This window comes from Bradyrhizobium sp. SHOUNA76, assembly GCF_023006445.1.
Classification (GTDB): Bacteria; Pseudomonadota; Alphaproteobacteria; order Rhizobiales; family Xanthobacteraceae; genus Bradyrhizobium.
In genome coordinates this window covers 1-12,905 of record NZ_JALBHA010000138.1, presented here as the reverse complement: position 1 = coordinate 12,905, position 12,905 = coordinate 1, and the positions used below count along the sequence as shown (strand labels likewise).

Sequence of the window (12,905 nt, the reverse complement as noted above, 5' to 3'; positions counted from 1 at the left end):
CCGCGTGGCGATCGGACAGGCGCCCGGCGATCGGCGCCATGATGCCGACCACCAGCGGCCAGGGCGTCATGAAGAAGCCGGTCTCGACCTGCGAGCGGCCGAGCACGTCCTCGAAATAGAACGGCAGCGAGACGAAGGCGAGGCCCTGCACCGCGAACGAGCACACGGCGGTCGCCGCCGACAGCGCGAACATCGGCCGGCTGAACAGGTCGATCGGCAGCATCGGCGCGGGATGGTCGGCATGGCGGCGCGTCAGGATGAAGCCGAGCGCGAGCGCCGAGACCAACTCGATTCCCACGACCACCGGCGACAGATTATGCGCGGCGCTGCCGATGCCGGTGATGAACAGGCCGAGGCAGGCCGACGCCAGGATCGCGCCGAGAAAGTCAAAACCGTGATCGGCGCGCGGCGTTCTCGGCAGCATCGCAAAGCCGATGCCGATCGCGACCAGGCCGAAGGGGATGTTGACGGCGAACAGCCACGGCCACGGGCCGAGCGCGAGGATGGCGGAGGCGATCGAGGGTCCGAAGGTGAAGGCGGTCGCGACCACCAGCGCGTTGTGGCCGAAGCCGCGGCCCTGCATTCTTCCGGGATAGACGAAGCGCACCAGCGCCGTGTTGACGCTCATGATGCCGCTGGCACCCAGGCCCTGCAGCGTGCGCGCGACCAGCAGGCTGTCCAGCGACCACGCCACCGCGCAGAACAGCGAGGCGATGGTGAACAGGATCAGGCCGCCGAGATAGATGCGCTGGTGCCCGACGATCTCGCCAAGCGCCCCGAGCGGCAGCAGCGTCGCCACCAGCGCGATCTGGTAGACGTTGACCACCCAGACCGACTGCTCCGGACTGACATGCAGATCGGCGGCAATGGCAGGCAGGGCGATGTTGGCGATCGCGGTATCGAGCGAGGCCATCGCCAACGCGGTGAAGATCGCGGCGATCGCCCAGCGCCGCTGCGCGGCCGGGAGGCCATCGGCGATAGGGTGGTCGGGCTCGCGCGCTGCGGCAGGTAACGTGATTGTCATTGCGTTGTTGTCATTGCCTCAGCGCGGTGCTTCGGCGGCGTGGCCGAAAGGGACTTTCGGCATGTACTACGCCCACGCCGTCTGCCACAGACACACGCGTGCATGCAGTGTATGCGCACCGCCCGGGCTGGAGGCTCCGACAAAAAGTGCGAAAACAACCCCATGCACAGTAGAGATGGGCTTGATCAATAAGGGGTTTTCAATCTGCAACGGGACAACGTCCGCCGTTGCGACGACGTTGACACGTCGGGGCAAAACACCCGCAAGAGGTTATGCTGACGACGACGCCCAGGAAGACGTGGACGCGCGCCTCTCACGAGCACGATTGGCCGCCTTTGAAGGAAAGGTGGATGCCAGGTGCGCTGTCGCCGACATTGCTGCCGGTGCCTCACCAGCTATGGCTCGCCTCCTGCACCGTATTGCCTTCGATTGAGCAGGCGAGCCCAGGCTGACGAAATCGGCGTTCAGCTACACCGTCAGGCGGGTATAGCAGCGTGAGCAGGCGGAAATCGCGCCCGGAGATCGGGTAGTCCCGAATGACGAATTGCGCGAGGTCGCGGCATGCGGCCTGGTAAGAAACCGGCGGAATAGGTGACTTGGAGACCAACGCTCGTGGTTAAAAACCGTCACTCGAATACAAGCCCCAACGCCAACCACGTCGCAAGAGACAGGCAGACGCCAATTCCCAAATAGGGCAATGCAAGGCGCATCGGTCACTCCTCTACTCCGAGACGCTGCGAAAACGCCGTCAGCTTCGCATGTTCGCCGAGCCCCGCCCATATTCCATACGATGTACGAGCTTTGGTTTAGCGCGGACGGCTACGGACCCGACTGCGCAATGAAGACGACGCCAACAGGAAGCAAAACGCGCCTGATTCGGCGACCGGCATACCGTATCAGGCTGATTTAATTTGACTTCACATTTAGTCTTAATTATATAATTATATAACTCATTAAATTATTTAATTTTGAGACAGATGTCTGCCAAGTCATTTCGATCTAAGGATTTTCTTCAATGCCGAGCTACGAAACAGGCGGAGCAATCGCGCCGCTCTAGCCGTTATCTGAAGAGGCGTGATCGATGCGCCGACCAATTGATACTGCGCCCAGGGACGGAGAAGACATCTGGGTGGAAGATGCGACCGGGGCTGTTGACGTCGCCCGCTGGTCGCCTCAAGCGGGCAAATGGGTCTCCAAAGACGGCGCTCCAATCAACGCCGAGCCGACCCATTGGTATCCCGTAACTGAGGACATTGACGCAGAGGGAGAACCGTTGGGCAAGCCGTTCGCAGCGGCTGTCATTCTGCTTCCCGCGATCCTGATTGGAGCGGCCTTTCTGGGTGTGTTCGACACTTTCGGCGCACGAACGATTCCGGAAATGACGCAAATCGGCGCCGAGAACGCCGGCAGCTTCGACCAACGGCTGGAAATAGGGGCGGGGTCGCAATCGCTCCTTCAGCGCGAAGCGAGCGGAGCCGTGACGCACGCGGTGCCGGCAGGCATGGTGCAGCCTGAGCCATGGCCCGATCGAGATGCTTTGCACAGTAATGTGCGCGGCAGTGAACTGGACGGGGCGCGCAGGGAACTTGAGGAGGCGGTCCAGCACGCGGACGCGGCAAAAATTGCGGCGGACGAGTTGCGGCAGTCGCTGCAACAGGAGCAAGCGCGCAGCGCTGCGCTTGCGAACGAAGTTGTCGAATTCCGCCGCGAGATCGATGCCCGTGACGCAGGATCGCGGAAGGCGGAGGATGTGGCCGCGCAGCAGAGAGAGGCGGCGCAGCGGGAAATCGCAGAACTCGAGCAGTCTCTGCAGCGCGAGCGGGAAAATAGCGCCGTCCGCGCGAGGCAGGTGAACGCCGCTCAGGCAGCTGCGGCGAGCGCGGAGCAGGAACGCCACGAGGCGCAGTCGCGCGCCGCCGCGCTCGCGAGCGAACTCGCCGGAATACCTCGCCGTTTGCTTATGGCGGAAGCTGCGACCGCGGAGCAAAGCCAGGCGGCAGGGCTGGAGATTGCGGAACTGCGGCAGTCCCTGCAGCAAGAGCAGGAAAAGAACGCCGTTCTCGTCACGGAGGCCAAAGCAGCGCAGGCCGCAGCTGCCAATGCCGATCAACAACGCCGCGCGCTCGAAGAGGCTCAGGCGCATGCCGCTGCGCTGGAGAGCGAACTTGCCCAACTGCGCCGTGAGATCGAAACCCGCAACGTGCAACTGCGCGAGGCCGAAAATGCGGCCTGGCAGCAGAGACAGACAGCGAAACGGGAGATCAGTGAACTGCGGCAGTCGCTGCAACAGGAGCTGAGCAAGACTCAGGCCCGCGAGAAAGATCGTGCACCGGGGTGGCGCTCCACCGGTGAGCGCGTCCTCGCCGAGCAAGCAAATGACGCCCCGGTCTTGCCGGCGAGGCGGAGCGTGGAAGTGGCGGAGCCACCGACCGCCGCGGTCCAGAGCGAGGCGGAGGCCCGTTTGATCCCGCGTGCCAGGGCGCTGCTCGATCAGGGAAATATTGGTGCAGCACGCATTGTCCTCGAGCTTGCAGCTGAGAAAAACATTGCGCAGGCAAGTTTCATGCTCGCCGAGACCTATGATCCGGCGGTTCTATCCGCCTGGGGTACTTATGGAACGCGCGGCGAAGCGGCCAAGGCGCGAGAACTCTACGCGAAGGCACACAGGGGCGGTATTCGCGAAGCGAAGGAACGGCTGGATGCGTTGCGACCCTGAGAATGGGCTTCTTGCAGTCCGAGGTACGAAAGCTCGCGGTGGCTGAGCCGGAAGGGAACCACATGAACAAGGCGCCAAAGTCACGCTCGTTGCTCCTGCTCTTGGTGCCGGTCGCGATGATGCTTCAAACGGCCTGCCTGGAAGCGCAAACGGCGAGAAATGCCAAGGCCGATGCACAACTCGTCCGACCGCTCCCGAAAGAGAACGAAAAAGACCGGATGAACGCCTGGACGGTCGGGCTCGCCGGGGGCCTGCTCGAGGGCGCGCCGATCCGCCTCGCCGCAGAAATGGCTCGCGTCGTCGACGACGGAGCAGACCTGCATCTCCTGCCGATCGTCACCCGGGGGGCGACCGACAATCTGAACGCGCTGCTCTATTTGCGCGGCGTCGATACTGCCATCATCAATTCCGACGCGCTCGAGGAGTATAAGGTTCAGGCGCCGCAGATCCGAAGCCGCATCACCTATCTGCTCAATCTCTTCCCATCCGAGCTGCACATTTTTGTGCGGCCTGAAATCACAAGCCTGCAGGATCTTGTCGGCAAGAGGGTGAACTTCAACACCCTGGGTACCGCGGCCGCCTATTCAGGCCCACTGATCTTCAGCCGCCTCGGGATCGATGTCGACAAGACGTTCATTCCGCATCAGGTTGCCCTGGAACAGATGCGAAAAGGCGAAATGTCGGCCGTGGTGTTCATCACGTCGAAACCCGTCGACGCCTTCGTAAAGGGCCGCTGGGAGGCTGGATTCAAGTTCCTCCCGATCCATTACGACAAGAAGTTCGAGGACTATTATCTGCCCGCGACCTTGGACGCCAATGAGTATCCCAATCTGATCAAGCAGGGTGAGCGGGTCTCGACCATCGCGGTCCCGACAGCGCTTGTCGCTTTCAACTGGCCGCTACGCTCCAATCGCTACCAACGCGTGGCTCGCCTTGTCGAGTACCTGTTCTCGCGCATCGACCGCCTGCAGGCACCAGGCTTCGATCCGAAATGGCAGTCGATCAATCTTGCGGCATCCGTCCCGGGGCTCACCCGCTTCCAAGCGGCGCAGGAATGGCTGGATCGCAAAGCGCGCAGCGTACAGGCGAGGCCATGAAGACTGCCGCTCCTCCACTCGCTGTCGCCTTCAACGTCGCCTGCAGTATCGCCTACGCGCAAAGTACGAGCGGTCCCATGGAAACACTTAGGGCTTGTTCGGCGATGGAGGGACAAGCCCGGCTGGAATGTCTGCAAGACTTATCGCGCAAGATTCCACCGTCCAGTCGGGGTAGCCAGGATGCAGGCTGGATCGTCAGCGAGACGACTTCGCCCGTGGATTATCTGCCGGTCGTCATCGCCACCGCCACTTCCGTCGGCAGCTCGGATGGCGCCGCGCTGCAACTCGCAATCCACTGCCGCAGAGGCCGCACGGAAGTCATAGTCGCCGGACCGGCGCTGTCACGCAGCGCCAACGAATACGTCATCTCCTTTCGGCTGAATGCGGATACGCCAATGCAATTCGCAGCGGCGTCGCCGTCATTCGGCTCCGGCGTCGCTTTCGGGGGCGACGTCGTAAAGTTGTTAAGCTCATTACCCGACGACGGTCACATCGTTGTGAGCCTTTTCACCCGCACTGGCCCGGTGCAAGACGGACAATTCCTGCTCAGCGGATTCGAAAACGTGCGCAAGAAAATGGCGGCTGCATGCAAATGGCCACATGCCGTCGCCAGACCGGGTAGGTGATGGTCAGGGAGTTGGAGACACGAGATGATGAATCCAAAATTGGCGATGGCAGTCATCAGCGGCTTGACGATGCTGCTTCTGGTCGGACCGGGCGCGCAGGCGCAGCAGGAAAACCAGTGGATCCCGCAGGCGCGCGAGAAGAGTCAAGCGAGCAACCCGAAGCATCCGGGTGGACAGAAGCAGGTGAGCAAGCCGCGACAGAATCACGCGATCAAGCGGGATTCTCCGAACAACACGAAGATGGCTCAGGCTACAAAAACCGAGAGCGCGAAAAAGCCGCATCGGCTGGTGCTGCAGGTCAATTCCAACGAGCCTGCGATGATGAACCTCACACTCAACAATGCGAGCAACGTCGCGCAATATTATCGCGATCTCGGTGAGCCAGTGTCGATCGAGGTCGTCACCTTTGGTCCCGGCCTTCACATGCTGCGCGATGACACCTCGCCGGTAAAGCCGCGCATCGAGGTGCTCGCGATGAGCCATCCCGAAATCTCGTTCACGGCTTGCGGCAACACGCAGGAAAACATGCGTAAGGCGGAGAACAAGGACATAAGCCTGATTCCACAGGCCACGATTGTCAAATCCGGCGTCGTCCGGGTCATGGAGCTGCAGGAGCAGGGCTGGAGCTACGTCAAACCGTGAGGTCCGGCGGAGAGGCTGGACATCGCGTGCGCTCGCGGGCGGTGGATTCAGGAGGCCAACCCTAGAACTGATACCGCCTCAGCCCCATCCACCTGGATCAAGGTGCGGATTCGGGAAAATGACGGCCCGCCTACCCAATTGGAGCAGCGGATGGGAAGCCACGCCTAAATCAGATCGCGCCTCGTTGACGGCCGCGACTGAGGCGGGGCGAACCTCCGCCATTCGTCGACTGGTGCAGTCGAGCACCGTCATCGCGATTGCAGGCTCTGCTCTCTATTTTCCGGCCCGCGAAGCGCATCTGGATTCACCGTCCGCTCCCTCGGAGGCGCCGATGACGCTTTGCCGGAATGGTCGATCGGCAGGCTGCGGTTCCGACAGTTCCTGGCAATACATCCGGTCGATGTTGTGCTGCATGAGCGCATAACAATCGCATGCGACCCTCTCGAGCCGTGCCCGATCGATCTCTATAAACCCCCGCCTGTCGGACGGGACGGCGCCGGCCTCGCGCAGCTTGCTCATCGTCAGAGTCACTGTCGTTCGCCGCACCCCAAGCAGTTGCGCAAGCGCCTCCTGCGTCACCGGAAGGAGGTCGTTGGGAACGCGGTCGTGAAGCTGCAGGAGCCAGCGCGCCATGCGGCCATCCACCCGGTGCAGCGCGTTGCAAGCGGCGACGTGCTGGAGCTGCAATAACACGGCGCGGGCGTGGACCTGCACGACATTCCTGATGGCTGTACTTTGCGCATAGGCAGCCCTGAATTTGGCGGCGGAAATCATCGACGCCGTGCCGGCCATGCGAGCAATCGCGGTCACGGATGAAAGCGCCGGGCCGAGCACGGAAAACGAGGCCAAAGCGCCTTCCCGTCCCATCAGGGTGGTTGCGACCGATTGCCCGTCCGGCATATCGAGCATGAATGCGATTGCGCCGCTATGAGGAAAATAAACCGGGTCGAGCTCATCGCCCGATCGCACCAGGACGGCATCGGTTTCGAACGAGACTTTCTGGAAATACGGCGTGAGCAAGCCGAGATCCGCAGGCGGCAATGCCGCCAGTAGCCGATTGCCGATTCCCGTGCGGTGAACGGTCACGATGCTCTCTCGTGAACGCGCACCCAACGAACGACGATATCCATTTATTTCATTCACCATGATTATCCGAAATACGAACTGCCCCAAGGAAAACTATCCAAACAGAGGCATCAGTCGAGATCAAGCGCGGAGAACTGCGGAGAAGCGCTTGCTGCTGTTCTCGCAAAGGCAGGCTCTTGCATACATCATACTATTTAGGTCCCTGCCCATCAGGGGCTCTGGCAATGGAGCCTGTAAGATGGGGAGAGCGCTTGCGAAACCCATCATGGTTCACCTTGGATGCTGTCGAAAAGGCCGGCCGCAACACTCACGCCTTGTGATACCGAACGCATTCCGTGAATTGCTAGAACTGATACCGCCTCAACCCGCCATCCACGGGGATCACCGTGCCCGTGATGTAGCGCGCCACCGGTGAGGCCAGAAACACCGCGAGTGCGGCAAGGTCTTCCGGCTCGCCCCAATAGCCGACCGGGATCTCTTCCTCGGCAAAGCGCTCGCGATAATCGGGCGCGTAGTTGCGGCGGATCTGCTCGCTCATGATGCGGCCGGGCGGAATGCAGTTGATGGTGATGCCGTGCTCGCCGATCTCGCGGGACAGGCCCTTGGCCCAGGCGTGCACGGCGGCCTTGGCGGCAAAGGCTGCGTTCAGGCCTTCCGGCTCGGACTTGCCGGTGATGTTGACGATGCGGCCCCATTTGCGTTCGATCATCTGCGGCAGCAGCGCATGCGCGATGCGGCGGTAGCTGGTGAAGTTCAGCGCGATCGCCTCGTCCCATTTGCTGTCGGGCGCATCGACCGGCAGCGGCCGGCTGCCGCCGGCATTGTTGATGAGGATGCCGACATGGCCGAGCTCTTTGAGCGCAAAGGCCGCGATCCTCTCCGCCGCGTCCTTGGCCATCACGTCCTGCTCGAACGGCGTGATCAGACCGAAGCCTTCCTCCTTCGCCAGCTCTGCAAGCAGATCGGTACGCCGTGCCACGCCGACGACGCGCACGCCTTCGGCGGCGAGGCCCTTGGCGATGGCGCGGCCGATGCCGATGCTCGCTCCGGTGACAACAGCGGTTTTCGATTTGAGCCCGAGGTCCATGGTCACACGCTCTCTTATTTGCTTTTGCTTGTTGCTGTTCGTTTCCTGTCCTGTCCCGGTCGGGGGTGATTTGCCCAACGGGGATGAGCAGTGGTAACCAAGAGCCTTGGCCAAGGAAACATCAAAAAGAAAAGGGGCGGGCGATGGTCTGGGATCCGCAGCAATACTTAAAATTCTCCGGCCACCGGCTCCGGCCCGCCGTCGACCTGTTGATGCGGATTCCGGATATGGCTCCGCATGCGATCGCCGATCTCGGGGCGGGCGCGGGCAACGTAACGAAGCTGATCAAGGAGCGCTGGCCGGATGCAAGCGTGACCGGCGTCGAGGGTTCGGCCGAGATGGTCGCGGCCGGGCGCAAGGCCGCGCCGGATGTGGAATGGTCGCACGAAGACCTCGGCCATTGGCGCCCCGCCAGACAATACGACTTGATTTATTCCAATGCCGCACTGCACTGGCTGCCCGATCATGCGGCGCTGTTTCCGGCGCTGATGGAGAAGGTGACGCCTGGCGGCATGCTTGCCGTGCAGATGCCGCGCAATTTTACCGCGCCCTCGCATGTGCTGATCGGCGAGACCGCGCTCGATGGTCCGTGGCGGTCCAAGGTCGAGCATCTCGTCACGCCGCCGCCGGTCGAGGGGCCGGCCTTCTATCACGATCTTCTCGCGCCGATGTCGGCCAACATCGACATCTGGGAGACCGAATATCTGCAAGTGCTCGAAGGCGAGAACCCCGTCAAGGAATGGACCAAGGGGACCTGGCTGACGCGCTATCTCGACGTGCTCGCAGGCGACGAGAAGATCGCGTTCGAAGCCGCCTATGGCGCGCGCATTGCGAGGGCCTATCCGAAGAATGCGGCGGGGCAGACCCTGTTCCCGTTCCGCCGTCTCTTCGTGGTTGCCCAGCGCAAGAGGTGATGCACTGCCGCAATGCGACATAAGCGCTCGTTCCCCTGGACGGGCGCAGGGGCCGGGTTGCGTAGACCGCACTCGTCAAGCTAGCTTGGCTGCGGCAAATTGGGCTTAGGTCTAGTTGTTCGGCTTGCGGATTGCTGCCACTACTGACCTGCAAAACAAGAAGAGCCCGATTTTCGAGGTTGTTGGGGAGGCCTTCATGCGCAAACTGCTTCTCGCGGTCGCGGCGGCCGCGCTCGTTCTGGCCCCTGTTGTTGCGCAAGCCCAAACTCCGATCGTCATCAAGTTCAGCCACGTCGTCGCCAACGACACCCCGAAGGGGAAGGGTGCGCTGAAGTTCAAGGAGCTCGCCGAGAAGTACACCGACGGCAAGGTCAAGGTCGAAGTCTACCCGAACTCCACACTCTACAAGGACAAGGAGGAGATCGAGGCGCTCCAGCTCGGCTCGGTGCACATGCTCGCGCCCTCGACCGCGAAATTCGCGCCGCTCGGCATCAAGGAATTCGAGGCGCTCGACCTGCCCTGGCTGTTCAAGGACGACCAGACCTATGCCACCGCGATCAAGGGCACGATCGGCAAGTGGCTGTTCCAGAAGCTCGAGGCCAAGGGCATCACCGGGCTCGCTTACTGGGACAACGGCTTCCACATGGTCTCCTCGAATCGTCCGTTGATAAAACCGACGGATTTCCAGGGCCTGAAGTTCCGCATCTCGGGATCCAAGGTCGCCGACCAGTATTTCCGCCTGGTCGGCACGATCCCGCAGATCATGGCGTTCTCCGAAGTCTACCAGGCGCTGCAGACCGGCGTGGTCGACGGGTGCGAGAACACGGCATCGAACTATTTGACGCAGAAGTTCTACGAAGTGCAAAAGGACATCACCGTGTCCTATCATGCGCACCTGCAATATGCCGTCATCGTCAATTCAAAGTTCTGGTCCGGCCTGCCGCCCGATATTCGCACCCAACTCGACAGGGCAATGACCGAGGCGACCGACTACACCAACTCGATCGCACGCCAGGAGAACGAGGACGCGCTGGCCGAGATCAAGAAGACCGGCAAGACCAATCTGCATGTGCTCACCGGCGCCGATCGCAAGGCGTGGCAGGAGGCGATGCAGCCGACCTACAAATGGGCGAAGGGCAGGGTCGGGCAAGAGGTGCTCGATCTCATCGCCAAGGAACTCGACGTCAAGATGAACTGACGGCCGGGCCCAATAAGAACAATAGCAACGGTCGGGGGTGATCGCACGCCCGGCCGTTTCGCATCCGAACAGACGAGCCAATGCTGGGGGGACCAAGTTGCTGCGTGTGCTGAATCGTTTTCTCGATCATCTCGAGGAATGGCTGATCGCGACGATGATCGCGGCTGCGACGTCGCTCATCTTCGTCGCCGTGCTGCACCGTTACGGCGCCGGGCTGTCGATCGACATCGCCAAATGGGCGGAAGCCCGCAACCTGGCTTTCCTGGCCGTCCCGGCGCGCGCGGCTTTCGTCTGGCTTGCCGCGCTCGACTTGTCCTGGGCGCAGGAGCTCTGCATCTACATGTTCATCTGGATGGCGAAGTTCGGCGCCGCTTACGGCGTGCGGACCGGCATCCATGTCGGCGTCGACGTGCTCGTCAATATCCTTCCCGGCGGATCGCGCCGCCGCGTCATCACTTTCGGTCTTCTGTGCGGTGCGCTTTTCACCGCCATCGTCGCCTATTTCGGCGCCGCTTTCGTCGGCCAGATGTGGCAGACCGGCCAGCAGTCCAACGATTTGGAAGCGCCGATGTGGATGGTGTATCTCACCATCCCGCTCGGCTCCGGCTTGATGTGCTTCCGCTTCCTGCAGGTGGCCTGGTCGTTCTACCGCACCGGCGAGCTGCCGCATCACGACGTGGCCGGCGTCGAGGGTGTCGAGGCCGATCCGGTGCATCCGGCCCCGGTCACGCCCAGCCAGGTCGTCCGGGACGAGCGCAGCCCGCTCGGCTGGATCCTGATGCTGCTGCCGGTGTTGATCGTCGCAATATGCTTCGCGCATGCGGGCCACATCATCACCTTGCCGCAGGGCCTGCGCGTCCTCATCGTGTTCGCGCTTCTGCTCTCGTTGATGTTGACGGGCATGCCGATCTCGATCGCGCTTGGTCTCACCGTGCTCAGCTTCATGTTCACGCTCACCGACGTGCGAACGGAATCGGTGGCGCTGAAGCTGTTCACCGGCATCGAGAATTTCGAGATCATGGCGATCCCGTTCTTCATTCTCGCCGGCAACTTCCTGACCCATGGCGGGGTGGCGCGGCGGATGATCACCTTCGCAACCTCGCTGGTCGGCCATTGGTACGGCGGTCTCGCGCTCTCGGGGGTGGTCGCGTGCGCGTTGTTTGCCGCGATCTCCGGTTCCTCGCCGGCAACCGTGGTGGCGATCGGCTCGGTGATCCTGCCCGCGATGGTTGCGCAAGGCTTCCCGAAGCGGTTCGGCGCGGGCGTGATCACGACGTCGGGCTCGCTCGGAATTCTCATCCCGCCGTCGATCCCGATGGTTCTCTACGCCGTCTCGACCAACAGCTCGGTGGGCAAGCTCTTCATTGCCGGTATCGTGCCGGGACTCGCGCTCGCCTCGCTGCTTGGCGCCACGACGTTCTATCGGGCCTGGCGCAACGATTATCCGCGGATGCGCAAGGCCACCTTCCTCGAGCGCCTCGACGCTTTCCGCAAGTCGATCTGGGGCATCCTGCTGATCGTGATCGTGATCGGCGGAATCTACAGCGGCCTGTTCACGCCGACCGAAGCTGCCGCCGTCAGCGCGGTCTATGCCTTCATCGTCGCGGTGTTCATCTACAAGGACCTGAAGCTGCGGGACGTGCCGCGGGTGCTGCTGTCATCGGCGAATCTCTCGGCGATGCTGCTCTACATCATCACCAACGCGGTGCTGTTCTCGTTCCTGATGACCTACGAGAACGTGCCGCAAGCGCTCGCGCAATGGATGATCGACCTGGGCCTGGGGTGGATCGGCTTCCTGCTGCTCGTCAACCTGCTGCTGCTGGTCGCGGGCAACGTGATGGAGCCGTCCTCGATCATCCTGATCATGGCCCCGATCCTGTTTCCGGTCGCGGTCAAGCTCGGCATCGATCCCATCCATTTCGGCATCCTGATGACGGTCAACATGGAGGTCGGCCTGTGCCATCCGCCTGTCGGCCTCAATCTCTACGTTGCCTCCGGCATCGCCAAGATGGGGATCACCGAGCTCACGGTCGCGGTGTGGCCATGGCTGCTCACCATGCTGGGATTCCTGGTGGTCGTGACGTATTGGCCAGGCCTGTCGCTGTGGCTGCCGCGATTGTTGGGGATGTAGCTGCGGCAATCTTGACAGACGGGAACATGGCTAACGCGTGGTAAACGCGCGCTCAAATGTCACTGCTGCCAAGCGATGGTTGGCGCCATCACGACCTACGAGACGGGCGATAAGGTAACGGCCGGCTTGACGATCGCCGGCATCGTGATCGCCATTGTCCGTCCGTTCGAAATCATCGCATTCCGCCGCCGCCTCGCGCGGCCGCTGCAGCTTGCTCGGGCCGAAGCGGCGAGCTGGGAGCGGCGTTACATTGTCGACACCGTTGCGACGGCGTTGGTGCTCGGCGTGTTCGCCGCGCGCAGCATTGTGCTGGGCGATGCACTCTGCTCGGTGATGGCGATCGGGATCGGATTCGGCTTTGGCGCCGGCGTGGTGGCGCGGCTC

General features: G+C 62.2%; 10 protein-coding genes and 2 pseudogenes. 9 read left to right on the top strand and 3 right to left on the bottom strand.

The window, feature by feature from the left end; translation table 11 throughout:
* The coding region (locus MOV74_RS16790) for an MFS transporter (protein WP_246924502.1) at positions 1-1,024 on the bottom strand (1,024 nt) is incomplete at its 3' end.
* A 1,129-nt stretch (positions 1,025-2,153) separates the two neighbouring features.
* Here MOV74_RS16790 and MOV74_RS16785 point away from each other — a divergent pair.
* From MOV74_RS16785 to MOV74_RS16770, 4 genes are all read left to right on the top strand, one after another.
* Complete coding sequence (locus MOV74_RS16785; RefSeq protein WP_246924499.1) at positions 2,154-3,740, top strand: hypothetical protein; 1,587 nt, start codon at positions 2,154-2,156, stop codon at positions 3,738-3,740.
* Between the two features lie 62 nt (positions 3,741-3,802).
* Positions 3,803-4,837 carry a TAXI family TRAP transporter solute-binding subunit gene (locus tag MOV74_RS16780; RefSeq protein WP_246924496.1) on the top strand — a complete coding sequence of 345 codons (1,035 nt, stop codon included), beginning with the start codon at positions 3,803-3,805 and terminating at the stop codon, positions 4,835-4,837.
* Positions 4,834-5,463, top strand: coding sequence for a hypothetical protein (locus MOV74_RS16775; protein WP_246924493.1), 630 nt, complete (start codon positions 4,834-4,836; stop codon positions 5,461-5,463). The genes MOV74_RS16780 and MOV74_RS16775 overlap by 4 nt, the downstream gene beginning before the upstream one ends.
* 24 nt (positions 5,464-5,487) lie before the next feature.
* Positions 5,488-6,105, top strand: coding sequence for a hypothetical protein (locus MOV74_RS16770; RefSeq protein ID WP_246924490.1), 618 nt, complete (start codon positions 5,488-5,490; stop codon positions 6,103-6,105).
* A gap of 273 nt (positions 6,106-6,378) precedes the next feature.
* Here MOV74_RS16770 and MOV74_RS16765 read toward each other — a convergent pair whose 3' ends face one another.
* Positions 6,379-7,191 carry a Crp/Fnr family transcriptional regulator gene (locus MOV74_RS16765; RefSeq protein ID WP_246924509.1) on the bottom strand — a complete coding sequence of 271 codons (813 nt, stop codon included), beginning with the start codon at positions 7,189-7,191 and terminating at the stop codon, positions 6,379-6,381.
* Between the two features lie 343 nt (positions 7,192-7,534).
* Complete coding sequence (locus MOV74_RS16760; RefSeq protein ID WP_246924507.1) at positions 7,535-8,278, bottom strand: SDR family NAD(P)-dependent oxidoreductase; 744 nt, start codon at positions 8,276-8,278, stop codon at positions 7,535-7,537.
* A gap of 143 nt (positions 8,279-8,421) precedes the next feature.
* Here MOV74_RS16760 and MOV74_RS16755 point away from each other — a divergent pair, with 143 nt between their 5' ends.
* The 5 genes and pseudogenes from MOV74_RS16755 to MOV74_RS16735 all read left to right on the top strand — a co-directional run.
* Positions 8,422-9,192 (top strand): methyltransferase domain-containing protein, encoded by a 771-nt coding sequence (locus MOV74_RS16755; RefSeq protein WP_246924487.1) that lies wholly within the window; start codon positions 8,422-8,424, stop codon positions 9,190-9,192.
* A gap of 196 nt (positions 9,193-9,388) precedes the next feature.
* Positions 9,389-10,390 carry a DctP family TRAP transporter solute-binding subunit gene (locus MOV74_RS16750; protein WP_246924484.1) on the top strand — a complete coding sequence of 334 codons (1,002 nt, stop codon included), beginning with the start codon at positions 9,389-9,391 and terminating at the stop codon, positions 10,388-10,390.
* Between the two features lie 154 nt (positions 10,391-10,544).
* Positions 10,545-11,021, top strand: a pseudogene (locus tag MOV74_RS40825) (TRAP transporter small permease); the annotation flags it as partial.
* A gap of 219 nt (positions 11,022-11,240) precedes the next feature.
* Complete coding sequence (locus tag MOV74_RS16740) at positions 11,241-12,521, top strand: TRAP transporter large permease (RefSeq protein WP_246924504.1); 1,281 nt, start codon at positions 11,241-11,243, stop codon at positions 12,519-12,521.
* Between the two features lie 75 nt (positions 12,522-12,596).
* A pseudogene (locus tag MOV74_RS16735) lies at positions 12,597-12,905 on the top strand (GGDEF domain-containing protein); the annotation flags it as partial.

Coding starts and splice junctions, on each gene's coding strand:
- MOV74_RS16770 (WP_246924490.1), top strand. CDS start 5,488: ATGATGAATCCAAAATTGGCGATGGCAGTCATCAGCGGCTTGACGATG.
- MOV74_RS16750 (WP_246924484.1), top strand. CDS start 9,389: ATGCGCAAACTGCTTCTCGCGGTCGCGGCGGCCGCGCTCGTTCTGGCC.
- MOV74_RS16780 (WP_246924496.1), top strand. CDS start 3,803: ATGAACAAGGCGCCAAAGTCACGCTCGTTGCTCCTGCTCTTGGTGCCG.
- MOV74_RS16775 (WP_246924493.1), top strand. CDS start 4,834: ATGAAGACTGCCGCTCCTCCACTCGCTGTCGCCTTCAACGTCGCCTGC.
- MOV74_RS16760 (WP_246924507.1), bottom strand. CDS start 8,278: ATGGACCTCGGGCTCAAATCGAAAACCGCTGTTGTCACCGGAGCGAGC.
- MOV74_RS16755 (WP_246924487.1), top strand. CDS start 8,422: ATGGTCTGGGATCCGCAGCAATACTTAAAATTCTCCGGCCACCGGCTC.